Annotated in this window: 26 protein-coding genes; 22 read left to right on the top strand and 4 right to left on the bottom strand. The window is 65.3% G+C overall.

Annotated features, from left to right (window positions below; translation table 11 throughout):
• Nucleotides 1-16 precede the first annotated feature (16 nt).
• Nucleotides 17-3205: an Rne/Rng family ribonuclease gene (locus BLW48_RS01365; protein WP_093172188.1), complete on the bottom strand. Its 3189-nt coding sequence runs from the start codon at nucleotides 3203-3205 to the stop codon at nucleotides 17-19.
• Between the two features lie 562 nt (nucleotides 3206-3767).
• Between BLW48_RS01365 and BLW48_RS01360 the strand changes: the two genes are divergently transcribed.
• The 4 genes from BLW48_RS01360 to BLW48_RS01345 are packed head-to-tail and all read left to right on the top strand — an operon-like array spanning nucleotide 3768 to nucleotide 6934.
• Nucleotides 3768-4868, top strand: coding sequence for an RluA family pseudouridine synthase (locus tag BLW48_RS01360; protein WP_093173207.1), 1101 nt, complete (start codon nucleotides 3768-3770; stop codon nucleotides 4866-4868).
• A complete protein-coding gene (locus BLW48_RS01355; protein ID WP_093049389.1) occupies nucleotides 4861-5532 on the top strand; it encodes an HAD family hydrolase in 672 nt (223 codons plus the stop codon). Before BLW48_RS01360 ends, BLW48_RS01355 begins: the two co-directional genes overlap by 8 nt.
• A 12-nt stretch (nucleotides 5533-5544) precedes the next feature.
• Nucleotides 5545-5916, top strand: coding sequence for a Rieske (2Fe-2S) protein (locus BLW48_RS01350; protein WP_093172186.1), 372 nt, complete (start codon nucleotides 5545-5547; stop codon nucleotides 5914-5916).
• A gap of 1 nt (nucleotide 5917) precedes the next feature.
• Nucleotides 5918-6934 carry a S49 family peptidase gene (locus tag BLW48_RS01345; RefSeq protein ID WP_093049395.1) on the top strand — a complete coding sequence of 339 codons (1017 nt, stop codon included), beginning with the start codon at nucleotides 5918-5920 and terminating at the stop codon, nucleotides 6932-6934.
• A 4-nt stretch (nucleotides 6935-6938) separates the two neighbouring features.
• On the opposite strand, the gene BLW48_RS01340 is transcribed toward BLW48_RS01345, so the two are convergent.
• Genes BLW48_RS01340 through BLW48_RS01330 form a run of 3 tightly spaced genes read right to left on the bottom strand, consistent with a single transcriptional unit; the run spans nucleotide 6939 to nucleotide 9438 of the window.
• The gene (locus BLW48_RS01340) at nucleotides 6939-8090 is read right to left on the bottom strand and encodes an MFS transporter (protein ID WP_093172184.1); all 1152 of its coding nucleotides are present in this window, start codon (nucleotides 8088-8090) and stop codon (nucleotides 6939-6941) included.
• 2 nt (nucleotides 8091-8092) lie between these two features.
• Nucleotides 8093-8860 (bottom strand): SAM-dependent methyltransferase, encoded by a 768-nt coding sequence (locus BLW48_RS01335; RefSeq protein ID WP_093172182.1) that lies wholly within the window; start codon nucleotides 8858-8860, stop codon nucleotides 8093-8095.
• A complete protein-coding gene (locus BLW48_RS01330; RefSeq protein WP_093075596.1) occupies nucleotides 8857-9438 on the bottom strand; it encodes a Maf family nucleotide pyrophosphatase in 582 nt (193 codons plus the stop codon). Before BLW48_RS01330 ends, BLW48_RS01335 begins: the two co-directional genes overlap by 4 nt.
• A gap of 82 nt (nucleotides 9439-9520) precedes the next feature.
• On the opposite strand from BLW48_RS01330, the gene BLW48_RS01325 reads away from it, so the two are divergent.
• From BLW48_RS01325 to era, 18 genes are all read left to right on the top strand, one after another.
• Complete coding sequence (locus BLW48_RS01325; protein WP_093172180.1) at nucleotides 9521-10078, top strand: YceD family protein; 558 nt, start codon at nucleotides 9521-9523, stop codon at nucleotides 10076-10078.
• Nucleotides 10079-10233: 155 nt separating this feature from the next.
• The gene (gene rpmF / locus BLW48_RS01320) at nucleotides 10234-10416 is read left to right on the top strand and encodes a 50S ribosomal protein L32 (protein ID WP_007830466.1); all 183 of its coding nucleotides are present in this window, start codon (nucleotides 10234-10236) and stop codon (nucleotides 10414-10416) included.
• A 61-nt stretch (nucleotides 10417-10477) separates the two neighbouring features.
• Nucleotides 10478-11575 (top strand): phosphate acyltransferase PlsX, encoded by a 1098-nt coding sequence (plsX, locus tag BLW48_RS01315; protein ID WP_093172178.1) that lies wholly within the window; start codon nucleotides 10478-10480, stop codon nucleotides 11573-11575.
• Entirely contained in the window at nucleotides 11575-12555 is a 981-nt protein-coding gene (locus BLW48_RS01310; protein ID WP_093172176.1) for a beta-ketoacyl-ACP synthase III, read from the top strand. The genes plsX and BLW48_RS01310 overlap by 1 nt, the downstream gene beginning before the upstream one ends.
• A gap of 55 nt (nucleotides 12556-12610) precedes the next feature.
• On the top strand, nucleotides 12611-13564 hold the full coding sequence (gene fabD / locus BLW48_RS01305) for an ACP S-malonyltransferase (RefSeq protein ID WP_093172174.1): 954 nt from the start codon (nucleotides 12611-12613) through the stop codon (nucleotides 13562-13564).
• A gap of 28 nt (nucleotides 13565-13592) precedes the next feature.
• A complete protein-coding gene (gene fabG / locus BLW48_RS01300) occupies nucleotides 13593-14336 on the top strand; it encodes a 3-oxoacyl-ACP reductase FabG (protein ID WP_093049420.1) in 744 nt (247 codons plus the stop codon).
• 99 nt (nucleotides 14337-14435) lie between these two features.
• On the top strand, nucleotides 14436-14675 hold the full coding sequence (acpP, locus tag BLW48_RS01295) for an acyl carrier protein (RefSeq protein ID WP_007830471.1): 240 nt from the start codon (nucleotides 14436-14438) through the stop codon (nucleotides 14673-14675).
• Nucleotides 14676-14777: 102 nt separating this feature from the next.
• The gene (fabF, locus tag BLW48_RS01290; protein WP_093049422.1) at nucleotides 14778-16022 is read left to right on the top strand and encodes a beta-ketoacyl-ACP synthase II; all 1245 of its coding nucleotides are present in this window, start codon (nucleotides 14778-14780) and stop codon (nucleotides 16020-16022) included.
• A 13-nt stretch (nucleotides 16023-16035) separates the two neighbouring features.
• On the top strand, nucleotides 16036-16518 hold the full coding sequence (locus BLW48_RS01285) for a hypothetical protein (RefSeq protein ID WP_093172172.1): 483 nt from the start codon (nucleotides 16036-16038) through the stop codon (nucleotides 16516-16518).
• Nucleotides 16519-16528: 10 nt separating this feature from the next.
• Nucleotides 16529-17197: an RNA polymerase sigma factor RpoE gene (gene rpoE / locus BLW48_RS01280; protein WP_093049428.1), complete on the top strand. Its 669-nt coding sequence runs from the start codon at nucleotides 16529-16531 to the stop codon at nucleotides 17195-17197.
• 17 nt (nucleotides 17198-17214) lie between these two features.
• A complete protein-coding gene (locus BLW48_RS01275; RefSeq protein ID WP_093049431.1) occupies nucleotides 17215-17889 on the top strand; it encodes a sigma-E factor negative regulatory protein in 675 nt (224 codons plus the stop codon).
• A 25-nt stretch (nucleotides 17890-17914) separates the two neighbouring features.
• Nucleotides 17915-19000 (top strand): MucB/RseB C-terminal domain-containing protein, encoded by a 1086-nt coding sequence (locus BLW48_RS01270; RefSeq protein ID WP_093049434.1) that lies wholly within the window; start codon nucleotides 17915-17917, stop codon nucleotides 18998-19000.
• 94 nt (nucleotides 19001-19094) lie between these two features.
• Complete coding sequence (locus BLW48_RS01265) at nucleotides 19095-20576, top strand: DegQ family serine endoprotease (RefSeq protein WP_093075590.1); 1482 nt, start codon at nucleotides 19095-19097, stop codon at nucleotides 20574-20576.
• 522 nt (nucleotides 20577-21098) lie between these two features.
• Nucleotides 21099-22910, top strand: a complete 1812-nt coding sequence (gene lepA, locus BLW48_RS01260) for a translation elongation factor 4 (protein ID WP_093049440.1) — start codon at nucleotides 21099-21101, stop codon at nucleotides 22908-22910.
• An 8-nt stretch (nucleotides 22911-22918) separates the two neighbouring features.
• The gene (gene lepB / locus BLW48_RS01255; RefSeq protein ID WP_093172170.1) at nucleotides 22919-23890 is read left to right on the top strand and encodes a signal peptidase I; all 972 of its coding nucleotides are present in this window, start codon (nucleotides 22919-22921) and stop codon (nucleotides 23888-23890) included.
• A 39-nt stretch (nucleotides 23891-23929) separates the two neighbouring features.
• On the top strand, nucleotides 23930-24298 hold the full coding sequence (locus BLW48_RS01250; protein ID WP_093172168.1) for a DUF4845 domain-containing protein: 369 nt from the start codon (nucleotides 23930-23932) through the stop codon (nucleotides 24296-24298).
• A gap of 17 nt (nucleotides 24299-24315) precedes the next feature.
• The gene (gene rnc, locus BLW48_RS01245; protein WP_093049449.1) at nucleotides 24316-25002 is read left to right on the top strand and encodes a ribonuclease III; all 687 of its coding nucleotides are present in this window, start codon (nucleotides 24316-24318) and stop codon (nucleotides 25000-25002) included.
• A 7-nt stretch (nucleotides 25003-25009) separates the two neighbouring features.
• Entirely contained in the window at nucleotides 25010-25975 is a 966-nt protein-coding gene (gene era, locus BLW48_RS01240) for a GTPase Era (RefSeq protein WP_093049452.1), read from the top strand.

Raw genomic sequence — 25975 nt, 5'->3', positions numbered from 1 at the left:
TGGGAGCGTGTGTGGCTCAGAGGCTGCGTTGCTGCTCTTGCTCGAACGGCAGCGACATCGAACCGAGGTCGCGGCGGGTTTCGACCAGCACCAGCGGACCTTCGTCGAGCACAACCACCGGTGGGCGTTCGCGCGGCACGTGCACCGGCTTCGGCTCGGCTTCGATGGCGGCGCGTGCTTGCGCGATGCGTTCGGCATCCGAGTTGACCCACTGCAGGCCCGAGCTCTCGGCGATCTGCGCGAGCTCGTTCAGCGGCAGTTCGAAAGGCTGGACCTTGGGCAGTGCGCGGCCGTTGGCGGCGACAGGCGCCTTGGCGCTTTCGACGACGATCGGCGCAACTGCTGCCACGACAGCCGGTGCCGGCGCAGGGCGCTCAGCGCGGACCTGTTGCGGTGCTGCCACGGGCTCTCGGACTTCCGGTGCCGCAGCGGCTTCGACTGCTTCGAAGCGTTCCGACGCCAGCGGCAGTTGCTGCTGCGGGGCTTGTTGCTGTGCATCGCCCGTGGCTTCCGTTGCGGCGCCTTCGGCGGTGGCTTCGGCTTCATCGCGCGGGCCGCGTTCGCGGCGGTCACGGCCGTAGCGGTCACGCGAACGGCCGCGGCGCTCGTCGCCTTCGCGGCGCGGTGCCTGCTCGTTGTTGCCGTTGATGCTGGCTTCGCTGCCTTGATCGACATCGGCTGCTGCGGCCTCGGCGCCGCGTGCATCCGCTTCGGCTTGAGGCGCGTCGTTGCGGCGTTCGCGGCGGCCGTCGTTGCGGTCGCTGCGTTCGCCACGCGGTGCGCGCTGCTCGTCGCGGCCGTTGCGGGGCTGGCGTTGCTCGCTTTGTGCGGCGCCTTCGCCGGCTTCGGCATTGTTGCGTTCGCGGGCGCCGTTGTTGTCGGCGCCATTGCGTTCGCCACCACGTTCACCGCGCTCGCCACGTTCACGGCGTTCGCCGCGGGCGCGGGGTGCGCGTTCTGCAGCGTTGCCTTCGTCGCCTGCAACGGCACCGGGCGCCAGTTGCTGGGCTTCGAGGTTGACGTTGCCGTCGAGTGCTTCGGCCGGTGCGTTGTTGCGACCTTCGCGGCCTTCGCCTTCGCGGCGCTCGCCACGACCGTTGCGGCGTTGTTCGCCGTCGCGCGGTGCGCGCGCTTCACGCGGCTCGCGGGGCTCACGCTGCTCGCGTTGTTCACGCGGCTGGTTGGCGGCGTCGTTGCGCAGTTCGCTGCTGCGGCCTTCACGGCCTTCGCGACCTTCACGGCGCTCGCCACCACGGCCGCCACGGCGTTCGCCGTCGCGACCGCCGGAGCGTCCGCCGTTCTCGCCGCGGCCTTCGCCGCCGCGGCCGCCACGGCGCTGTTCGCCGTCACGTGCGCCGCCGCGTGCTTCGCCATCGCGGCCAGGACGGCCGTCGCGACGGGGCTTCGGTGCCTCGACCGGGATCGCGGACGGCGCAGGCGCCGCAGCGGGGGCCGGCGTGCCGCCGAACAGGTTCTTGATCCAGGCGAAGAAGCCGGTCTGCGCCGGAACCGGTGCGCTCACCACGGGCGGTGCGACCGGTGCGGGTGCTGATGCGACAGGCGCACGCACTGCTTCGGGCTTGGGCGGCACCACGGGCGCGGGCGCATCGGGCAGCACGCCCTTGATGACCGGCGTCTGCTTGTTGGTGGGCTCTTGCGAACGGCGCGTGACCGAGGTCGGGTCTTCGATCTCGTCGGCCATCTTGTAGCTGGCTTCGATGTGGTCGAGGCGCGGATCGTCGTGCTTCAGGCGCTCGAGCTTGTAGTTCGGCGTTTCGAGCGTCTTGTTGGGCACCATCAGCACGGTGACGCGCTGCTTGAGCTCGATCTTCGCGATTTCGGGGCGCTTTTCGTTCAGCAGGAACGAGGCGACTTCCACGGGCACCTGCACATGCACGGCGGCCGTGTTGTCCTTCATGGACTCTTCCTGAATGATGCGCAGGATCTGCAGCGCGCTCGATTCGGTGTCGCGGATGTGGCCCGAGCCGCCGCAGCGGGGGCAGGGGATCGACGAGCCTTCGGAGAGCGCGGGCTTCAGGCGCTGGCGGCTCATTTCCATCAGGCCGAACTTGCTGATCGAGCCGAACTGCACGCGGGCGCGGTCCTGGCGCAGAGCGTCGCGCAGGCGGCTTTCGACTTCGCGGCGGTTCTTCGACTCGTCCATGTCGATGAAGTCGATGACGATCAGGCCGCCCAAGTCGCGCAGGCGCATCTGGCGGGCCACTTCGTCGGCGGCTTCGAGGTTGGTGCGGGTGGCGGTCTCCTCGATGTCGCCGCCCTTGATGGCGCGGGCCGAGTTCACGTCGACCGAGACCAGTGCTTCGGTGTGGTCGATCACGATGGCGCCGCCCGAAGGCAGCTGCACGGTGCGGGCGTAGGCCGATTCGATCTGGTGTTCGATCTGGAAGCGGCTGAACAGGGCCGCGTCGTCGCGGTAGCGCTTCACGCGGGCGGCATGCTCGGGCATGACGTGCGCCATGAACTGCTGCGCCTGGTCGTAGATGTCGTCGGTGTCGATCAGGATGTCGCCGATGTCGTGATTGAAGTAATCACGAATGGCGCGGATGACGAGCGACGATTCCTGGTAGATCAGGAAGGCGCCCTTGCCGCCCTTGGCCGCGCCGTCGATGGCGGTCCAGAGCTTGAGCAGGTAGTTCAGGTCCCACTGGAGTTCGGACGCGATGCGGCCGATGCCGGCGGTGCGCGCGATGATGCTCATACCCTTCGGGTACTCGAGCTGGTCCATCGCCTCCTTGAGTTCGGCGCGGTCGTCACCCTCGATGCGGCGCGAAACGCCACCGCCACGGGGGTTGTTCGGCATCAGCACGACATAGCGGCCGGCCAGCGAGATGAAGGTGGTGAGGGCCGCGCCCTTGTTGCCGCGTTCTTCTTTTTCGACCTGGACGGTGAGTTCCTGGCCTTCGCGGATCGCGTCCTGGATGCGGGCCTGGCTGGCAGACACGCCTTCGGCGAAATATTGCTTGGAGATTTCCTTGAACGGCAGGAAGCCGTGGCGGTCTTCGCCGTAGTCGACGAAACAGGCTTCGAGCGAGGGCTCGACGCGCGTCACGACGGCTTTGTAGATGTTGCCCTTGCGCTGTTCGCGCCCTTCGATTTCGATTTCGTAGTCGAGCAGTTTCTGCCCGTCGACGATGGCCAGGCGGCGTTCTTCGGCCTGCGTGGCATTGATCAGCATCCGCTTCATGATGCGTTGTCCTTATATGTATCGTTCTACCGGCCCTTGATGGGCCAACGATGCACGGACGACGCCCGCGAAACCAGGGAATTGCCGCTTGGGCCCCGGATGCTGTTCACTGCCGCGCCAGGCGCGAGCAGGCCTCTCGAGCGTTAGCTCAAGAAGACAGCCGGGGTGGGGGCGCGTGGATGGGCGCGAGCCAGATTCGGTGTTGGCCAGCTATCTTTTTGATAGCTGGTTGCGCAAGAGTGGCGCACGCTGCCAACGATTCAATGCCTGAGGCCACTGGTCGAAACCAGGTTGGCCAGCGCAGGCACATTTGAATCAGCAGCATCAACACAACAAGGGACTCGCTTCGATCCGCCGGCAGCTTGGAAGCTGCAGGCTGGGTATTCCGTATCGGTGTTTCGTGGGTGTCGGCTTGACTTGGGTGCCTGGTCTGCCACTTTGCGCAATTGCGCGGGGTTTGCAGCTCGGCGCCAAAGCGGCATCGACCTCACAGCGCCGTCCTGGGTATTTGATGGCAGTGGACTAAACTTCTGTCTAATCAAGCACTTACATGACCGCGCTGGTGAAAAACATTATAGGTGCGAAGCAAGGCCCCGCGGCTGCTCCAAATCCCGCAGGCCAAAAAGCCCCAGGCGAAGCCGGGGCGCCGCATTCGGCCATCACATTCCTCACGGTCGACGCTGAATCTGCCGGGCAGCGGCTCGACAACTTCCTTTTCCGCCATCTGAAAGGCGTTCCGAAGACGCACGTCTACCGGATCATCCGGTCGGGCGAGGTGCGCATCAACAAGGGCCGGGTGCAGGCCGAGACCCGCATCGAGGCGGGCGACGTGCTGCGACTGCCACCGATCCGCATCTCGCCGCGCGCTGAAGAGGGCGGCACCCCGCCGGCACCGGCGCGCGAATTTCCGGTGCTGCTCGAAGACGAAGCCGTGCTGGCCATCGACAAGCCGGCCGGCGTGGCCGTCCATGGCGGCAGCGGCGTGAGCTTTGGCGTGATCGAGCAACTGCGCACGGCGCGGCCCGCCGCCAAATTCCTGGAACTGGTGCACCGGCTGGACCGCGAGACCTCCGGCATCCTGCTGGTCGCCAAGAAGCGCAGCGCGCTGGTCGCGCTGCAGGGCCAGTTCCGCGAACGCGAAACCGGCAAGACCTATCTGGCGCTGGTCGAGGGCACCTGGCCGGCCAACAAGAAGGTGCTCGACGCGCCGCTGGCCAAGTATTTGCTGCCCGACGGTTCCGGCGTTGGCGCCGGCGAGCGCCGCGTGCGCGTGGTCGCCAAGGACCATCCGGACGCCATGCGCGCCGTCACGCTGGTGCGGGTGCTGGCGCGGCTCTCGCTGCCGGGCGATGCCGCGCCGCTGTCGTTGCTGGCAGTGACTATCAAGACCGGGCGCACGCATCAGATTCGCGTTCACCTCGCGTCGGCCGGGCATCCGATTGCCGGCGACGACAAGTACGGCGAGTCCGAACGCCAGCGCGCATTTCAGAAACTTGGCCTCAAGCGCATGTTCCTGCACGCCTGGCGGCTGCAATTCAACCATCCGGCCAGCGGCCACCGCGTGGCGCTGCAGGCCGACCTGCCGCCCGAACTGCACGCGCTGATGCCGCCCGCTGCCCTCGAGGCACTGGCCCAACACCCCACTCCCACGGCCCATGACTGATTCTTCCAGACCTCTTCGCTTCGACCTGATTGCCTTCGACTGGGACGGCACGCTCTATGACTCCACGCGCCTGATCGTGCGCTGCATCCAGGCCGCGGTGATCGACGTCGGTGGCGCCAAGCCGAGCGAGAACGACGCCGCCTGGGTGATCGGCCTCGGCCTGGCCGAGGCGCTCGCGCGTGCGGCGCCCGACGTGCCGAAAGAAAAGTACCCGGAGCTCGGCGCCCGTTACCGCTACCACTATCTTCAGCACCAGGACGACCTCGTGCTGTTCGATGGCGTGCTGCAGATGCTCGATGCCCTGCGCGCGCGCGGCCACAAATTGGCCGTGGCCACCGGCAAGTCGCGCCGCGGCCTCAATGAGGCGCTCAAGTCGGTCGCGCTGCGCGACCGCTTCGATGCCTCTCGCACTGCCGACGAAACCTTCGGCAAGCCGCATCCGCGCATGCTGCTGGAGCTGATGGAAGAACTCGACGTGCCGCCGGAACGCACCCTGATGATCGGCGACACCACGCATGACCTGCAGCTTGCGCAGAACGCCGGCTGCGCCAACGTGGGTGTGAGCTACGGCGCGCATGAACCCGCCAGCTTCGACGAATTCAAGCCGCTGCACATCGCGCATTCGGTGGCCGATCTCGAAGCGTGGCTCCTCGGAAACGCCTAAAAAAGTCCTGCCATGAGCGACGAAGAACGCATCCCGTTGTGCAATGCCGCGGACCTGGTCGAAGGCAGCCTGGCCGTGCCCTTCGACGTGGTCTATGGCGGAGAAACCTGCCGCGCCTTCGCGATACGTTTCGAGGGGCGGCCGCATGCGTTTCTCAACCGGTGCAGCCACGTCGCGATGGAACTCGACTTCCAGCCCGACCGCTTCTTCGACGACACCGGCCAGTGGCTGCTGTGCGCGACGCACGGCGCGGTTTACAAGCCCGACACCGGCGAATGCGCGGGCGGGCCGTGCCGCGGCGGCCTCGTGAAGATCGCCTTGAGCGAGCATGACGGCGTAGTGCACTGGCATACTGGCTGGAACCTTCACCCCCTGACCTTCTGACATGACCGACCCGAACCGAACGGAACCCGCCGGGTTCGAACCATTTGAGCCGGCCCCTCCCACGAATATGGCCAAAGATCCCACGCAGCGCCCCGGTTGGGAGCGCGCCACCCTCGAAAAGCTCGCCTTCGCTTCGTTGAACGAACAGAAGGCCACGCGCCGCTGGAAGACCTTCGTGCGTCTGTCCTGGCTTGCCTTCTTCGTCTTCCTGGCGTGGTTCGCGCTCTCGCGCAGCGCGCCGAGCACGGCCAAGACCACGGCGCACACCGCCGTCGTCGAGATCAAGGGCGAAATCGCCAATGGCGGGGATGCGAGCGCAGAGTTCGTGGTCGCCGCGATGAAGACGGCCTTCGAGGACGAAGGCGCCAAGGGCGTGGTCCTGCTGATCAACTCGCCCGGCGGCAGCCCGGTGCAGGCCGGCATCATCAACGACGAGATCAAGCGCCTGAAGGCCAAGTACAAGAAGCCGGTCTATGCCGTGGTCGAGGAGACCTGCGCCTCGGCCGCCTATTACATTGCCGCCGCCGCAGACAAGATATATGTCGACAAGGCCAGCATCGTCGGCAGCATCGGCGTGCTGATGGACGGCTTCGGTTTCACCGGCGTGATGGAGAAGGTCGGCGTCGAGCGCCGCCTGCTGACCGCCGGCGAGAACAAGGGCTTCCTCGATCCGTTCAGCCCGATGAGCGATGCGCAGCGCGCGCACGCGCAGACGATGCTCAACCAGATCCACACGCAGTTCATCAATGTGGTGAAGGCCGGTCGCGGTGATCGCCTGAAGCTCGATACCCCCGGCTTGTTCAGCGGACTGTTCTGGAGCGGCGAGCAGGCCGTCGAATACGGCCTGGCCGACCAGCTGGGCAATGTCGACTACGTGGCGCGCGAAGTGATCAAGGCCGAAGAGGTGATCGACTACACGCGGCGCGACAACGTGGCCGAGAAGCTGGCCAAGAAGTTCGGCGCGGCGATGGCTGAAACCACGGTGCGCCTGATGCACACCGCGCCGGCCCTGCGCTGATCTCTTATTTGTTTTCGCCGCTGGCGGTGTATCGCGCAGATGCCGCCAGCGCCGCGGCGAAGACCACGACGACATAGAGCGCGGTGGTCAGCGAGGTCGCCCGCGCCAGCAGCCCGATCACTGCCGGGCCTGCCATGAACCCCAGATAGGCAAGGGCCGAGACCGACGCAATGCCGCGTGCGGGCTCGATGCCCGGAACTTTCGCCGAGGCCGAGAACAGGATCGGCACCACGTTCGCAAAGCCGACCCCCACGCCCGCGAAGCCGACCAGCGCCAGCCAGGGCAGGTCGGTGATGAGCACCAGCGCCATGGACACCGCGGCCAGCAGGCCGCTGCCGAGCAGCAGCGTGCCCGGCGAGAAGCGGGCGCGCAGCGCGTCGCCGCCGAAGCGCGCCGCGGCCATCGCGGCCGAGAAGCTCGCATATGCCAGAGCGGCCTGTTGCTGCGGGCTGCCGATCTCCTGCTGCATATAGAGAACGCTCCAGTCGTAGATCGCGCCTTCGGCGATCAGACCCAGTGCGGCCAGCACGCCCAGCACCGCGAGCGTGCCGCGGGGCAGCAGGAAGCCGTGATCGGCCTCGGTGGCGCCGCTGGTGGCGGGGCGGGGCAGCATGCGTGTCGAGGCTACGGCAACGAGCAGCACCATCGCGGCCGAGACCAGCAGCAGGTGCGCCTGCGCGCCGAGCCCGGCCGCCAGCGCGGCGCTGCCGCTCGCGGCGCCGGCCATGCCGCCCAGGCTGAACATGCCGTGCATGCCGCTCATCAGGGGCGTGTCGCCGTGCAGTTCGAGTTGGGCGGCTTCGGTGTTGATCGAGACGTCGAACACGCTGGTCACGAGGCCGAAAGCTGCCAGCAGAACCAGCAGTGCGGCATAGCCGGGCATCGCGATCAGGCCGGCCAGCAGCAGTGCATAAATGCAGCCGCAGATGCCGGCTACACGGCGCGGGCCGTGGCGGCCGATCCAGCGGCCTGCACTGGTCAGGCCGAACATCGCCCCGGCACCGGCCGCGAGCATGGCCAGCCCGAGCTGGGCTTCGTCGATGCCGTAGTGCGCCTTGACCGTGGGCACATGCACGCCCCAGGTCGCGAAGATGAAGCCGGCGGCAAAGAACTGCGCGCGCGATGCCCAGCGCGTGGCTGCGGTAACACCCACCATCGTCAGCGGCCGATCGCGAACACGGCGGGCAGGCGTTCGTCTGTGGTGGCTTGTGGCTTGGCGCGCCAGGATTTGACCGTTTCGCTGCGCACGTGGGCGGAGGCGAGCGTCAGGCCGCGCGCCACGGCGAGCCGGGTGTTGTGCTGCAGGGTCTGCACGAGGGCCTGCAGCAGCGCGGCGTTGCGATAGGGCGTCTCGATGAACAGCTGCGTCTGGCCCGACTTGAGCGCGAGCGCTTCGAGCTCGCGGATGCGGGTCTGGCGCTCGCTGGCGTCCTGCGGCAGGTAGCCGACGAAGGCGAAGTTCTGGCCGTTGAGTCCGCTCGCGGCCAGTGCGAGCAGCAGCGAGACCGGGCCGGTCAGTGGAACCACGGTAAGGCCCAGGTCGTGCGCGGCGCGCGCCACCGAGGAGCCCGGGTCGGCCACCGCTGGCATGCCTGCCTCGCTCAGCAGGCCGATGTCGTGGCCTTCGAGCGCGGCGGCCAGCAGGGGGCGGGCGTCGAACTGGCCTGCGTGATCACCTTTCTTGTGCACTTCGCGTGGCAGTTCCTGGATGTTCTGCGCCTGCAGCGCAGCGGCCAGTGGTGCCACTTCGTCGATGCGCTTCAGGTAGGCGCGCGCGGATTTCGCGTTCTCGCAGATCCAGTGGGTGATGCCGGCGGCCGTCTGCAGCGTGCCCAGCGGGAGGGCGTCTTGCAGCGGGGCCTGCACGTCGCAACCGAAGTCGAGCGGCGCGGGAACGAGGTAGAGCTTGCCTTTTTGTTGTGTCACAGCAGATCGACTCCCGCGGCGCGCAGCATCTGGCAGGTGCGGATCAGCGGCAGGCCGACCAGTGCGGTCGGGTCGTCGCTGTCGATGGCGCTCAGCAGCGCGATGCCGAGGCCTTCGCTCTTGGCGCTGCCGGCGCAGTCATAGGGCTGCTCGGCCTGCAGATAGTGTTCGATGGCGGCGTCGCTGAGGTCGCGGAACACCACGCGCACGGGCGCGATGTCGCGCTGGACGAAGCCGGTGGCCTTGCAGACGACGGCCACGGCCGTCTGGAAGATCAGCGTCTGGCCGCGCATGCGGCGCAATTGGGCGGTGGCGCGGGCATGGTCGCCGGGCTTGCCCAGCGCCTCGCCGGCCAGGTCGGCCACCTGGTCCGAACCGATGACCACGGCTTCTGGGAAGCGGGTAGCCACGGCGTTGGCCTTTTCCAGCGCGAGGCGCACGGCCAGGTCGTGCGGCGTTTCGCCGGGCTGGGGCGTTTCGTCGACTTCCGGCGAGTGCACATCGAAGGGCAGGCGCAGGCGGGTGAGCAGTTCGCGGCGGTAGCGCGAGGTCGAGGCGAGGATCACGGTGCGTTGCATGGTGACGATTGTGCGTGAGCCGCCCAGAACTCTCAGGTATGCCCCAAGCCGGTGAAATGGCCGGCACGCTAGACTGGCGCGGATGAAGAGAGAATTTGCCCCCGAACGGCTCAATGTGCCCGGCTTTACCGCCGCTGCCGCCACCCTGGAAGCCGCCGATCCGGTTCCGAACTATGTACGCCTGGTCGCCGAACTGGCCGTCCCGGCGCCCGACGCGGTGGTCCGATGGGAGGCCCACGGGGAAGAGCGCCCCGGTGCGGATGGCAAGGCCGCGCCCTGGCTGCACCTGGAGGCTGAAGCCACCGTGCCGCTGGTTTGCCAGCGTTGCCTGTCGCCGGTCGACACGCTGCTTTCCGTGGATCGATGGTTCCGTTTCGTGGCCGACGAGGCCACTGCCGAGGCGCAAGACGAGGAATCCGAGGAAGACCTGCTCGTCGTGAGCCGGGATTTCGACCTGCGTGCCCTGATCGAGGACGAGCTGCTGATGGAAATCCCTGTCATGCCCGTTCACGTTGTCTGCCCCACGCCGGTGCAGCTTTCGTCCAGCGACGAGGACTTCAAGGCGGCCGAAGAGGCCAAGCCGAACCCCTTCGCAGTGCTCGGCGCGTTGCGTTCGCGCAAGCCCGAAGAGGGAAAGTAGCCCTTTCCCGCAGGCTGGGCTATAATCATGGGCTTCGCGCGCGCCGCCGTGAGCAGCAGTACAGATAAAGGCATTCCATACATGCCGTTAAATTTTTTGTATTGCCACCGCTTGAGCCCGCATCCAATCACTCACCTAACAGTCCAGGAGCCATCATGGCCGTCCAGCAAAACAAGAAGTCGCCTTCCAAGCGCGGCATGCACCGTTCCCACAATGCGCTGGTCGTGCCCGGCATCGCCGTGGAACCGACCACCGGCGAAACGCACCTGCGCCACCACATCAGCCCCAACGGTTTCTACCGTGGCCGCCAGGTGCTCAAGAACAAGTCTGAAGCCTGATCTCGCATTCCAAGGCCAAGGCCCGAAGCTACTTCTGCTGTAGCGTCGGGCCTTTGTTTTGATGGCTACGCCTTCTTCCCCCGAAATCACTGCTGCGCCTTCTGCAATCACGCTCGCCGTGGATTGCATGGGAGGCGATCATGGGCCGCGCGTCACGCTCGCGGCCTGCCGCGCGTTTCTCGAGCGGCACAGCGAAGCCTCGTTGTTGCTGGTCGGCGCGCCGGCCGCACTGGCGGGGTTTGCCGCGCATCCGCGTGCCCGCATCGTCGCTGCAAGCGAAGTGGTGGGCATGGATGACCCGGTTGAAATCGCCCTGCGCAAGAAGAAAGACTCTTCAATGCGCGTCGCGATCCAGCAGGTCAAGGACGGCGCCGCCCAAGCCGCCATCTCCGCCGGCAACACCGGCGCCCTCATGGCGATTGCGCGCTACCTGCTCAAGACGCTCGAAGGCATTGATCGCCCCGCGATCGCACCGCAGCTTCCCAATGCCAAGGGCGGGGCAACGACCGTGCTCGATTTGGGTGCGAACGTCGATTGCGACGCCGAAGACCTGCTCCAGTTCGCCGTGCTCGGCTCGGCCCTGGTGTCGGCGCTGACTGGCAACGAGGCGCCCTCGGTCGGCCTGCTCAATATCGGCGAGGAAGCAATCAAGGGCAGTGAAACGATCAAAAAAGCGAGCCAACTGCTGCGTACGGCTGCCAACTCCAAGGATCTGAACTTCTACGGCAACGTGGAAGGTAACGACATCTTCAAGGGCACGACCGACATCGTCGTCTGTGACGGCTTCGTCGGAAACGTGGCTCTGAAGGCCAGCGAGGGCGTGGCTTCAATGATCGGCGAATTCATTCGCGTCGAATTCTCCCGGAGCATTTTTACCAAAATGGCAGCAATTGTTGCCTATCCGGTTCTAAAAGCGTTCAAAAGTCGCCTGGATCATCGTCGCTACAACGGCGCAGCCTTGCTGGGGCTGCGTGGCCTGGTTTTCAAGAGCCATGGCTCGGCTGACGAAGTGGCTTTCGGCCATGCGCTGGATCGCGCTTATGATGCCGCTCGCAACAACCTGCTCGATCGCGTGCGGGCCCGCATCGCCCACGCCGCGCCTTTGCTAGCGCGACAGGAACCGGCGGCGCCGGTCGACGCGACGGCCCTTCACGTTTGATGACCCCTTCTTATTCACGCATTACCGGCACCGGCAGCTATCTGCCCCCACGCCGCGTGACCAATGACGATCTCGCCAAGGATCTGGCGACGCGAGGCATCGAAACCTCCGACCAGTGGATCGTCGAGCGCACCGGCATTCACGCGCGGCATTTCGCCGCGCCGGATGTCACGAGCAGCGACCTTGGTCTTGAAGCGGCCCGACACGCCCTGGAGGCTGCCGGCCGTAAAGCCAGCGACATCGACCTGATCATCGTCGCGACCTCGACGCCCGACATGGTGTTTCCGTCTTCGGCCGCCATTCTCCAGAACAAGCTCGGCATTGCCGGCTGCCCGGCGTTCGACGTCCAGGCGGTTTGCAGTGGTTTCGTCTACGCACTGACCGTCGCCGACGCGATGATCCGCACGGGCACAGCGCGTTGCGCGCTGGTGGTGGGGGCCGAAGTGTTCTCCCGCATCCTCGATTTCAACGACCGCACCACCTGCGTGCTGTTCGGCGATGGCGCGGGCGCGGTGGTGCTCGAAGCCAGCGAAGAGCCCGGCATTCTGGCCAGCGACCTGCATGCGGATGGCAAGCACGTCGGCATTCTTTGTGTGCCGGGCCACGTTTCAGGCGGCAATGTGCTGGGCACGCCGCTGCTGCACATGGACGGCCAGGCCGTCTTCAAGCTCGCGGTCCGCGTGCTCGAAGAGGCTGCGCGCGCCACGCTGGCCAAGGCCGGCAAGGTCGACACCGACATCGACTGGCTCATTCCGCATCAGGCCAACATCCGCATCATGGAAGGCACGGCGAAGAAGCTGAAGCTTCCGCGCGAGAAGCTGATCGTCACGGTGAACGAGCACGGCAATACTTCTGCCGCCTCGATTCCGCTGGCGCTCGACGAGGCCGTGCGCTCCGGCAAGGTGAGGAAAGGCGAAACGCTCATGCTCGAAGGCGTGGGCGGCGGCTTCACCTGGGGCGCGGTGCTATTGAATCTGTAGTGCGTTGCGTCGCCCTGGAAGAGGGCGGCCGCGATGCGAGATGGCGCATACAACAATGAAATCCTTTGCTTTTGTCTTTCCGGGTCAGGGCTCGCAGGCGGTCGGCATGCTCGACGCCTGGGGCGATCACCCGACCGTGGCTGAAACGCTGCGCGAAGCTTCCGAAGCGCTCGGCGAAGACGTCGGCGCGCTGATCAAGAACGGCCCCAAGGAAGAGCTGGCGCTCACCACCAACACTCAGCCCGTGATGCTGGTGGCTGGTGTTGCTGCATGGCGCGCCTGGTTGGCCGAGGGTGGTGCCGCGCCTTCTGTGGTGGCTGGTCATTCGCTCGGCGAGTATTCGGCGCTGGTGGCTTCGGGTGTTCTGACGCTCGCGCAGGCTGCGCCGCTCGTGCGTTTCCGCGCGCAAGCGATGCAACAGGCGGTGCCCGTCGGTGTCGGCGCGATGGCTGCGGTGCTCGGCATGGAGTCGGGCAAGGTGGTGGCAGGCTGCGCGGAAGCCACTGCCAGCTTTGGCTCTGGCAGCGCGGAAATCGTCGAGGCGGTGAATTTCAACGACCCCATGCAGACCGTGATCGCCGGCAGCAAGGCCGCGGTCGACAAGGCCTGCGAACTGCTCAAGGCCAACGGTGCCAAGCGGGCGCTGCTGCTGCCGGTTTCGGCGCCGTTCCATTCGAGCCTCATGAAACCTGCCGCGGAAGCGCTGCGCGACAAGCTGGCTTCCATCACGCTGGCCGCGCCGCAAATTCCGGTGCTGAACAACATCGACGTCGCCATCGAGACCGATGCCGACCGCATCCGCGACGCCCTGGTGCGCCAGGCCGCCGGCCCGGTGCGCTGGGTCGAGAGCGTGCAGGCCTTGAAACTGCGCGGTGTAGCCGCCATCATCGAGTGCGGTCCCGGCAAGGTGCTGGCCGGCATGGTGAAGCGCATCTCCCCCGATCTGGAAGCCGCGTCGGTGTACGACCCGGCCACGCTCGCGGACACCCGACAATCGCTCGCCGGCTGACCGGCGCAAGGCTCCGACACTTTTTCTTATGAGCATTCCCAAATTTGAAGGGCAAGTCGCCCTGGTCACCGGCGCAACGCGCGGCATCGGCGCGGCGATCGCGTTGGAGCTGGCGCAGCGTGGCCTCAAGGTCGTGGGCACCGGCACCACCGACGACGGCGCGGCCAAGATCACTTCGGCCCTGAGCGCCTACGGCGGCCGCGGCCGTGCGCTCGACGTGAACGACGGCGCCGCCGTCGAGGCCCTGATCGACGAGATCGTGCAGGCCTACGGCGCCATCCACGTGCTGGTGAACAACGCCGGCATCACGCGCGACACGCTCGCCATGCGCATGAAGGACAGCGACTGGGACGCGGTGCTCGACACCAATCTCAAGGCCGTCTTCTCCCTCTCGCGCGCCGTGATCCGCCCGATGATGAAGCAGCGCTACGGCCGCATCATCAGCATCACCAGCGTGGTCGGCGCCTCCGGCAATGCCGGCCAGGCCAACTACGCCGCTGCCAAGGCAGGCGTCGCGGGCATGACCCGTGCGCTGGCCCGCGAGCTGGGCAGCCGCAACATCACCGTCAACTGCGTCGCACCCGGTTTCATCGAAACCGACATGACGGCCAGCCTCCCCGAAGCCCAGCAACAGGCGCTGCTCCAGCAGATCCCGCTGGGCCACTTGGGCAAGCCGGCCGACATCGCGCACGCGGTGGCTTACCTCGCATCGCCCCAGGCGTCCTACGTCACGGGGCAAGAGCTGCACGTCAACGGCGGCATGCACATGTAGCCGCAAGGCGCAAGTTTTTCCCGTACCGGACGCGCGGCAAATGCCACAATGCGCCCGGCTAAAATCCACCGATTACCTACAACCCTCAGAGGGAACCAAATGAGCGATATCGAAGCACGTGTCAAGAAAATCATCGCCGAGCAGCTCGGCGTGGAAGAGTCCCAAGTGACGAACGAAAAGGCTTTCGTGGCCGACCTCGGCGCTGACTCGCTCGACACGGTCGAACTCGTGATGGCACTCGAAGACGAATTCGGCATCGAAATTCCCGACGAAGATGCCGAGAAGATCACCACGGTGCAAAACGCCGTCGACTACGCCACCAAGAATCAAAAGGCCTGATAGGCCAGCTGACAACACTGCAACTGCGGCCGGCGGCTTTTCCTTTAAAAACCGCACGCGCCGACAGGCAACTGTTCAGCGCTTCCAGAAAGGTTTGCCGGCATGACCAAACGCCGCGTCGTCGTGACCGGACTCGGTTGCATCGCTCCTGTCGGAAACACCGCAACCGAATCCTGGGCCAACCTGTTGGCCGGGAAATCGGGTATTGCGAACATCACCGCGTTCGATGCAAGCGCCTTCGCCTGCAAGTTCGCCGGTGAGGTCAAGGGTTTCGACATCACCCAATACATCTCGGAGAAAGAAGCGCGCCACATGGACCGCTTCATTCATCTGGGTCTCGCCGCCGCCATCCAGGCGGTGCAGGACAGCGGACTGCCGACCGGCGAAGCGCTGTCCTATGAAAAAGCCGTGCGCATCGGATGCAACATCGGCTCCGGCATCGGCGGCCTGCCGATGATCGAGGAAACGCACGGCGAACTGATGAGCCGCGGCCCGCGCCGCGTGTCGCCGTTCTTCGTGCCGGCATCGATCATCAACATGATCTCGGGCCACGTCTCGATCAAGTACGGCTTCAAGGGCCCGAACATCGCGGTCGTGACCGCCTGCACCACCGGCCTGCATGCCATCGGCACGTCGGCACGCATGATCGAGTACGGCGATGCCGACGTGATGATCGCGGGTGGCGCGGAGTCGACCATCTCTCCGCTCGGCATCGGTGGCTTCACCGCGCCTCGCGCGCTGAGCACCCGCAACGACGATCCCGCTACGGCCTCGCGTCCGTGGGACAAGGACCGCGACGGCTTCGTGCTGGGCGAGGGGGCCGGCGTGCTGGTGCTCGAAGAGTACGAACACGCCAAGGCACGTGGTGCCAAGATCTACGCGGAAGTCGCGGGCTTTGGCCTGACGGGCGACGCGTATCACATGACCGCGCCCGACGTCGACGGCCCGCGCCGCTCGATGGCCATGGCGCTGGCCAATGCCGGTGTCAATGCTGATCAGGTGCAGTACCTCAATGCGCACGGCACTTCGACGCAGATCGGCGACGTCAACGAGACCAATGCGGTCAAGCTGGCATTCGGCGATCACGCGAAGAAGCTCGTCGTCAATTCGACCAAGTCCATGACCGGCCATTTGCTGGGCGGCGCGGGCGGCATCGAATCGGTGTTCACGGTGCTGGCGCTGCACGAGCAGAAGAGCCCGCCGACCATCAACATCTTCAATCAGGATCCGGAATGCGATCTCGACTACTGCGCCAACGAGGCGCGCGATCTGAAGATCGACGTCGCGGTCAAGAACAACTTCGGCTTCGGCGGCACCAACGGCACGCTGGTGTTCAAGCGCGCTTGAGCACTGCTCTTTCATGCACAGCGCACCGTCGGTGACCTATCCGGTGGGGCGCTCGCGTGGCGCAACCCGGATTCTCGTTGTCCTCTGGGCCCTGGGTGCTTGCTGTGCGGGCGCATCTTGCTATCTCTTCGATAGCGCCGGATGGCGCCAGCTGCTGCTGGTTCTCAGTGTCGTGTTTGCAGGTGTCGCCGCGGGCTTCGGCTTGCGACGCGATGGCGTGGGCGTTCTGCATTTCGACGGCCTCTACTGGTCGTTGACGGGAGGCCATGCCTCCCGGGCCGTGCATGCTGCCAGGGCGTTCGTGGCGCTCGATTTCCAGTCGCTGATGCTGGTGCGGCTCAGCGAGCCGGGCCGCGCCCGCCGCTGGGTCTGGATCGAGCAGCGGGCCATGCCTGAGCGCTGGCGCGACGTGCGCCGTGCGGTATATTCGCGCCCCCCGTCCGCAGCACCTGCGGGCGACCCCTGGCGCGCGACGGCTCCCGCCGACGCGCCCTGATCCTCCGTCGATGACCACCTCTCCGCCTGTGCCGCCGGATTCCGGCCTGAACGATGCGCCCGCCGTGGTGCGTCCGGGCGAGGTCGATTTCCAGCTGGTCCAGCGCACCGTCGCGGGCGACCAGAAGGCATTCGAGTTGCTGGTCATCAAGTACCAGCGCCGCATCGAGCGCCTGATCGGGCGGATGGTGCGCGATGTCGACCTGGTCGAGGACATTGCGCAGGAAACCTTCATTCGCGCGTATCGCGCGCTGCACCAGTTCCGCGGTGAGGCGCAGTTCTACACCTGGCTCTACCGGATCGCCGTCAACACCGCCAAGAAGGCGCTGGTGGACATGAAGCGCGATCCGACTGTCTCCGAGGCCGCTCTCAGGCCTTCTTCTGAGGACGACGATGAAACTTACCGTCCCGGAAACGAACCAACCACCGACGAAACCCCCGAATCGGTCATGGCGGCGAATGAAATCGCCAGTGCCGTCGAGGCGGCCATGGAAGCACTCCCTGCCGAGTTGCGCCAGGCGGTCACGCTGCGCGAAATCGAGGGCATGAGTTACGAAGAGATTGCCGAGGTCATGGATTGCCCTATCGGCACGGTGCGTTCGCGTATTTTCCGGGCGCGCGAGGCCATTTCGGCCAGGGTCAAGCCGCTGCTGGACAACCAGTCCGGCAAGCGTTGGTAAGTAAGCAGGTGAATGAAATGAATCAGACGATGACGGTTCGGGAACAGGTGTCCGCACTTGCGGATGGTCATTTGCAGGGCGAGGCGTTCGCGCAGGCGATCGAAGCTGTCTGCGCCGAAGGCGAATCGCGCGCGGCATGGCAGGCCTACCACGTGGTGGGCGATGTGCTGCGTTCGGGCTCTCATTCGCCGTGCAGCGACACCTCGGCATTCCTGGCGCGCTTCCAGCAGCGATTGGCGGCGGAGCCTGTGATGGTCGCCCCCATGTCGGTGCCGGTCGCCGCACCGGTGGCACTGCCCGCGCAGCGCAGGGCGGAAGCGGCCAACGAGCCTGTGTTCCGCTGGAAGCTTGTGGCTGGTGCCGCGTCGCTGATGGCCGTGGCTGCCATCAGCTGGACCCTGGTCGGCAACGGCACAGCGGTGCCGCAGGGCGGCGCGCAGCTGGCTTCGGTCCAGCAGCAACAGCAGCCGGCGGTCAATTCGGTGTTGGCGGCGGCTGCGGTCAACAGCCCGCAACCCGCGAGCAACACGTTGACCCCGACCCGCGTGATCGTGGGTAACGGCAATCCGCAGGTCATGCTGCGCGACCCGCGGCTCGATCAGCTGCTCGAAGCGCATCAGCAAGCCGGCGGTGCTTCGCAAATGCCTTCCGGTTTCCTGCGCAATGCCACTTTCGAGGGCCCGACGCGCTGAGTGCGCGCACCCCTAGCTGCCCGTAATGACCGTTCCGATGCCGATCTCCGCGCGCGCTTTCGTGCTTGTGTTTGCTGCTTTTTGCCTTGCGCAGACTGCCACCGCGCAGACCCGCTCGGGCGCTGCGAATACGAAGAGCGCGGCAACTGCGCAGACGGACGAGCCACCGGCCATGAGCGTGACCGAGTGGCTGCAGCGCATGCACGCGGGCGCCCGGCAGCGCAATTACGTGGGCACCTTCGTGGTGTCGGCGCCGGGCGGCGACCTGTCGAGCGCACGCATCTGGCATGTGCGCGACGGCGAGCATCAGATCGAACGCATCGAAGCTCTCTCGGGGCCGCCGCGCTCGACCTTCCGGCGCAACCGCAATGTCATGACCTTCCTGCCGGAGGCGAAGGTGGTGAAGGTCGAGAAGCGCGAGAACCTCGATCTCTTCCCGAACCTGCCGGACAAGCCCGATTCGTCGATTGGCGATTTCTACGACGTGCGCGCGATCGGCAAGGACCGCGTGGCCGGCTTCGATGCCGACGTGGTGCAACTGGTGCCGCACGACGCGCTGCGCTTCGGCTATCGCATCTGGAGCGAGCGCCGTTCGGGCCTGGTGGTGAAGCTGCAGACCATTGACGGCGACTCCCGCGTGGTGGAGCAGTCGGCGTTTTCCGAGCTGCAGCTCGACGCGCCGGTGAAGGCGCAGGCGCTCTCGCAGATGATGTCCAACACTTCAGGCTACCGCATCGAAAAGCTGGAGCTCGAGCGCAGCAATGCGCAGGACGAAGGCTGGACGCTGCGCACGCCTGTGGCCGGATTTAAGCCCCGAAGCTTCTTCCGTCGCCCGACAGCGGGCGGTGATGGCGACAGCAGCGGCAAGTCGAAGCAGGACGCGGCCACGGTCCAGTGGACCTTCTCCGATGGCCTGGCCTCGGTGTCGCTTTTCATCGAGCGCTACGACGCAGCGCGCGCGCCCCGCGACGGCGTGCTGACCATCGGAGCGACCAACGCCATCCGTCGGCGTCTGCCCGAGCCGGCCAGCGACTGGTGGCTGACCGCAGTCGGCGAGGTGCCGCAGCAGACGCTCAATGCATTCGCCCAAAGCCTCGCGCGCACGCGCTGACAGGCCAAATAAGCGCCAATTGCGCTGAACCAAGCACACAGCGCAAACTCATAGCACTTGTTTTCAGCCGCTCTGTTCTTTTGAAAGAAAACCGATGATCTTCAAAGTCGAGGGACACAAGCTTCGTTCCGGTCTGCTGGCTTGCGCGCTCGCACTGACTGCAAGCGCCACATTCCTTCCGGTCGAGCCGGTCCATGCGCAAACACGCACGCTGCCCGATTTCACCGATCTGGTCGACCAGGTCGGCCCTTCCGTCGTCAACATCCGCACCGTCGAGAAGGTTGCCCAGCGCGGTGGCAATGGCGAGATGGACGAGGAGATGCAGGAGTTCTTCCGCCGTTTCTTCGGCCAGCCTCTGCCTGGCCAACCGCGTCAGGGCCCGACCCCGAAGCGCCCGCAGCAGCCGCAGGAAGAAGAGCGTCCGCGTGGCGTCGGATCCGGCTTCATCCTGACAGCCGACGGCTACGTGATGACCAATGCGCACGTGGTCGAAGACGCTTCCGAAGTGCTGGTCACGTTGCCCGACAAGCGCGAGTTCAAGGCCAAGATCGTTGGCGCCGACAAGCGCACCGACGTCGCGGTCGTCAAGATCGAGGCCACCGGCCTGCCAGCGGTGAAGGTTGGCGACATCTCCAAGCTGCGTGTCGGCGAATGGGTGATGGCAATCGGTTCGCCCTTCGGCCTCGAGAACACCGTTACTGCTGGCATCGTGAGCGCCAAGCAGCGCGACACGGGCGAATACCTGCCGTTCATCCAGACCGACGTGGCCATCAATCCCGGCAACTCGGGCGGCCCGCTGATCAACATGCGCGGCGAAGTGGTCGGCATCAACAGCCAGATCTACTCGCGCTCGGGCGGCTTCATGGGCATCTCGTTCTCGATCCCGATCGACGAGGCGATTCGCGTGAGCGATCAGCTGCGCACCTCGGGCCGCGTTTCGCGCGGCCGCATCGGCGTGCAGATCGACCAGGTCACCAAGGACGTGGCCGAGGCCATCGGCCTGGGCAAGGCACAGGGTGCGCTGGTGCGCGGCGTGGAAGCCGGCTCGCCGGGCGAAAAGGCCGGTGTCGAGCCGGGCGACGTCATCACCAAGTTCGACGGCAAGCCCATCGAGAAGCCGAGCGACCTGCCGCGCCTGGTGGGCAACACCAAGCCGGGCACCAAGAGCACGCTCACCGTATTCCGCCGCGGCGCTTCGCGCGACCTCAGCGTGACCATTGCCGAGATCGAGCCCGACAAGCCGGGCAAGCGTGCGGGCGACCGCGACGAGCCGGCGCCGAAGCCGCCCGCATCTGCAGCCGCCAAGTCGCTCGGTCTGGCTGTGAGCGATCTCACCGACGCGCAGAAGAAAGAGCTCAAGCTGAAGGGCGGCGTGAAGGTCGATGCCGCCAGTGACGCTGCAGCCCGTGCAGGCCTGCGCGAGGGCGACATCATCCTGTCGGTGGGCAATGTCGAGGTGTCGAATGCGCGCGAATTCGAGTCCGCCATCGGCAAGGCCGACAAGAGCAAGGCGCTCAGCGTGCTGTTCCGCCGTGGCGATTGGGCGCAGTACGCGCTGATTCGCCCTGCACGCTGATCTGGCTCTGGCGTCAAGTGGCCCCACCCGGCAGTCGGGTTTGGGGCCGTTTTTTTGAGGTGTTTACGACGTTCAGGCGCCGGCCCCTAAAAAAATCTGAGGGCTCGGAAATGCCGATTTTTGTTTGTGCTCACTAACTTTTAAAGAGGCTAAGGACGGATTTCGGTAGAATAGGGCGCTCTCGGCGGTCGGTCGGCGCATAAGGAGTGCCCTGACCTTCACCATGCGAGATGTCAGACAGCAGTCCACCGGTGCTCCACAGATCGCCCACAAGTTGTTCAGTGACTGCTCCACCGATCCTGTTGATAACCTGTTCATATCTTTCATGTTGTGGACCTGCAACGACCCCTTTGGACCCCGTTCCCGGATGTACGCGCTTCCCTTTTTGCCTACAATGAAGTTCCAACTACTGCAGTTGCCATTGCTTGTTGGTTCAGGGCGCGTCTCCAGAAGACGCGCCCTTTTTTCTTGCCTGTCGCACTCTGCGCACGAGCCAATTCAAGTACTTAAGCGTTCCCGTTGATGAATCACATCAGAAATTTTTCGATCATTGCGCACATCGACCATGGCAAGTCGACGCTCGCAGACCGTTTGATCCAGCGTTGCGGCGGCCTCGCAGACCGCGAGATGGAAGCGCAGGTGCTCGACTCGATGGACATCGAAAAAGAGCGTGGGATAACCATCAAGGCGCAGACCGCTGCGCTGCACTACAAGGCACTCGATGGGCAGGTCTACAACCTCAATCTGATCGACACGCCGGGCCACGTCGACTTCTCGTATGAAGTGAGCCGCTCGCTGTCGGCGTGCGAAGGCGCACTGCTCGTCGTCGATGCATCGCAAGGCGTCGAAGCGCAGACAGTGGCCAACTGCTACACCGCGCTCGACCTCGGAGTCGAAGTGGTGCCCGTGCTCAACAAGATCGATCTGCCCAACGCGGACCTCGACAACGCGCGCACCGAAATCGAAGACGTGATCGGCATCGACGCGACCAATGCGATCCCGTGCTCGGCAAAGACCGGCGTGGGCATCGACGACATTCTCGAAGCCATCGTTGCCAGGATGCCCGCGCCGCGCGGCAACCCCGACGGCCCGCTGCGCGCGATGATCGTCGACAGCTGGTTCGACCCATACGTCGGCGTCGTCATGCTGGTGCGCGTGGTCGACGGCCGGCTCGCGAAGGGTGATCGCATCAAGATGATGGCGTCGGGTGCGATGTACAACGCCGACAGCGTCGGCGTCTTCACGCCCGCCAACGAACCCCGCAACTCGCTCGAAGCGGGCGAGGTGGGCTACATCATCGCGGGCATCAAGGAGCTGCAGGCGGCCAAGGTCGGCGACACGGTCACGCTGATCAAGGCCGGCACCGGTGGCGCTGCGGCAACGGCGACCGAGGCACTGCCCGGCTTCAAGGAAATCCAGCCGCAGGTGTTCGCGGGCTTGTACCCGACCGAAGCGAGCGAGTACGACTCGCTGCGCGACGCACTCGAAAAGCTCAAGCTCAACGATTCGTCGCTGCGCTACGAGCCCGAGGTGAGCCAGGCGCTCGGCTTCGGCTTCCGCTGCGGCTTCCTCGGCTTGCTGCACATGGAAATCGTGCAGGAGCGCCTGGAGCGCGAGTTCGACCAGGACCTGATCACGACCGCGCCGAGCGTGGTCTACCAGGTGGTCAAGAACGACGGCGAAGTGATCATGGTCGAGAACCCGTCCAAGATGCCCGACGTCGGCAGGATGGCGGAGATCCGCGAGCCGATCGTCACCGTTCATCTCTACATGCCGCAGGAATACGTCGGCTCCGTCATGACGCTGGCGAACCAGAAGCGTGGCGTGCAGATGAACATGGCCTACCACGGCCGTCAGGTCATGCTGACCTACGAGATGCCGCTCGGCGAGATCGTGCTCGACTTCTTCGACAAGCTGAAATCGGTGAGCCGGGGCTACGCCTCGATGGACTACGAGTTCAAGGAGTACCGCGCGTCCGACGTGGTGAAGGTCGACATCCTGCTCAACGGCGACAAGGTCGACGCGCTGTCGATCATCGTGCACCGCAGCCAGTCGCAGTATCGCGGCCGGGCCGTGGTGTCGAAGATGCGCGAGATCATTTCGCGCCAGATGTACGACGTTGCGATCCAGGCGGCCATCGGCGTCACCATCATTGCGCGTGAGACAATCAAGGCGCTTCGCAAGAACGTGCTGGCCAAGTGCTATGGCGGCGACATCACCCGCAAGAAGAAGCTGCTCGAGAAGCAGAAGGCGGGCAAGAAAAGAATGAAGCAGATCGGCTCCGTCGAGGTCCCGCAAGAGGCCTTCCTCGCCATTCTGCAAGTCGAAGACTGATCAAAAAAATGGCATTCATCACCACCCTGGTCCTCGCGGCCTTCGCCGCCTATGTCGGCGCCTGGTATTTCAACGCGATCGAAGGCAACTTTGCCTTGCTGCTGTTCCTGGCGACGGTGGTCACCGGCCTCTACTGGCTGGCCGAGCGCTTCTATTTCCTGCCCCGGCGCGAACAGGCCGCCGCCAAGCTGGAAGCTTCGCTGACCGAGCGCAATGCGCGCCTGTCCGAGCAGGGTATCAAGCAGGTCGACACGGCCGACGCGAAGGCGAGCGAACGGCTGCTGATGCAGCCCTGGTGGCTCGACTGGACCGCCGGTCTGTTCCCGGTGATCCTGGTGGTGTTCCTGCTGCGCTCGTTCCTCTACGAGCCTTTCAAGATCCCGTCGGGCTCGATGATGCCCACGCTGCTGACCGGCGACCTGATCCTGGTCAACAAGTTCACCTACGGCCTTCGCCTGCCCGTGATCAACACCAAGATCACCGACGGTACGCCGCTGGCGCGCGGCGACGTGGTGGTGTTCCGCTACCCGCCCAAGCCGAGCATGGACTACATCAAGCGCGTGGTCGGCGTCCCGGGTGACGAGGTGGCCTACCTGAACAAGAAGCTCACGGTCAACGGCCAGCCGGTGTCCAAGGAGTCGGATGCCGACTACCTCGACGGCGAATCGATGCGCCTGCTCAAGCAGTACACCGAGAACCTCGGCGGCAAGCAGCACAAGATCCTCAACGACGAAACCACGCCATCCTACGTTCCCGGTGCCAGTGGCTTCAATTTCCCGGGCATCGAAAACTGCCGCTACTCGGTCGAGGGCGTGGTCTGCAAGGTGCCGGCCGGCAACTATTTCATGATGGGCGACAACCGCGATAATTCGGCGGACTCGCGTTTCTGGGGCTTCGTGCCGGACAAGAACATCGTGGGCAGGGCGTTCTTCGTCTGGATGAACTTCGGCGATCTGGGTCGCATCGGTCCGTTTCAATAAGCATTCATCTGAATAGTTCAGTTCGAGGGGTATGAGGGCATGAGAACACATCGGTTCGTTCGCAGCAGGGCTGCGCAACAACGCGGCATTTCGTTCATCGGCTTGGTGTTCGTCGCGGTCGTGCTCGGGTGTCTGGGCGTGGTCGTCGCGCAGGTCATCCCGACGCTGATCGAATGGCAGGCCATCGACAAGGCGGTCAACAAGGCCAAGGAAGGCACGACCGTGCCTGAAGTGCGCGCCATCTTCGATCGTGCCCAGGCCATCGACGACTTCCAGTCGGTCAGCGGCAAGGATCTTGAAATCAAGAAGGTTGGCGACAAGGTGGTCGTGTCGTACTCGTACGAGCGTGAGATCCCCCTGTTCGGCCCGGCCTACCTGACGCTCAAGTACAAGGGCCAATCCCGCTGAACACGGCGCCCAAAAAGGTGGAGGGCAGCCTTGCCGCGCTGCAGGCGCGCCTCCAGCACACCTTCTCCGATCCGCGGCTGCTCCAGCTCGCGCTCACGCATCGCAGCTTCTCGGCCGACCACAACGAGCGCCTTGAATTTCTCGGCGACTCGGTGCTGAACCTGGCGGTCTCGCACCTGCTCTACATGCGCCTGTCTGCTCTGCCCGAAGGCGACCTGTCGCGCGTGCGGGCCAACCTGGTCAAGCAGGACACCCTGCACCGCCTGGCGGTAGGGCTGGCGCTGTCGCCGCTGCTGCGGCTCGGCGAAGGCGAGGCGCGCTCGGGCGGGCCCAACCGGCCGTCGATCCTGGCCGACGCGCTCGAGGCGCTGATCGGCGCCGTCTATCTCGACGCCGGCTTTGCGGCCGCACAGTCGCTGGTGCACCGGCTCTACGAGGCGGTCGAAATCAATCCGCGCATGGAAGCCGCAGCCAAGGATCCCAAGACCGAATTGCAGGAATGGCTGCAGGGTCACAAAATGAAGCTGCCGGTGTATCGCGTGGCCGCCACACTGGGCGCAGCGCACAAGCAGACTTTCGATGTCGAGTGCGAGGTGCCCGAGTTGGGGCTTCGCGAACGCGGCATCGGCGGCTCGCGCCGCGCCGGCGAGCAGGCGGCTGCGGCCGCCATGTTGATCCGGCTCAAGGCACGCGGCACCGCGTGAAACCAGAATGAACGATGCTATCAATCCCGTAGCGGGACCCGAAGACACTGCAGGCGATGCGCCTGCCACCGGACCCCAACACTGCGGCCTCATCGCCATCGTCGGCAAGCCCAATGTAGGCAAGTCGACGCTGCTCAATGCGTTGGTCGGCCAGAAGATCAGCATCACCTCGCGCAAGGCGCAGACCACGCGCCACCGCATCACCGGCATGCGCACGCTGGGCGCCACGCAGTTCGTGTTCGTCGACACGCCGGGCTTCCAGACCCTGCACGCCAACGCGCTGAACAAGTCGCTCAACAAGACCGTACAGGGTGCGGTCGGCGATGTGGACCTGATTCTTTTCGTGGTCGAGGCCGGCAGCTTCACGCCGGCCGACGAGCGCGTGCTCAAGCTGCTCGGCAAGGGCATTCCGACCGTGTTGCTGGCCAACAAGCTCGACAACGTGCACCGCCGCGGCGACATCGCGCCCTGGCTGAAGACCATGCAGGAGAAGCACAGCTTCGCCGAGTTCGTGCCCATGTCGGCGAAGAACGCCAAGGACGTCGAGCGCCTGTTCGGCATCTGCGAGAAGTACCTGCCCGAACAGCCCTGGTTCTACGACGAGGACGAGCTGACCGATCGCAGCGAGAAATTCCTTGCCGGCGAACTCGTGCGCGAGAAGCTGTTCCGTCTGACTGGCGACGAGCTGCCCTACACCTCGACCGTCATCATCGACAAATTCGAGGAAGAGCCGCCCCAGAAAAAAGGCCAGAAGCGCCTGCTGCGCATTGCCGCCACCATCGTGGTCGAGCGCGATGGTCACAAGGCCATGGTGATCGGCGACAAGGGCGAGCGCATCAAGCGCATCGGCATGGAAACCCGCGTCGAGCTCGAGAAGCTGGCCGACGCCAAGGTGTTTCTCGAACTGTGGGTGAAGGTGCGTTCGGGCTGGGCCGACGACGAAGCCCGTGTCCGTTCGTTCGGCTACGAATGA

Origin of the sequence: Variovorax sp. YR266 (assembly GCF_900107295.1) — a bacterium.
Taxonomy (GTDB): Bacteria; Pseudomonadota; Gammaproteobacteria; order Burkholderiales; family Burkholderiaceae_C; genus Variovorax.
The sequence above is the reverse complement of the archived record's forward strand: the minus strand, read 5'-3'. Positions and strand labels throughout refer to the sequence as shown.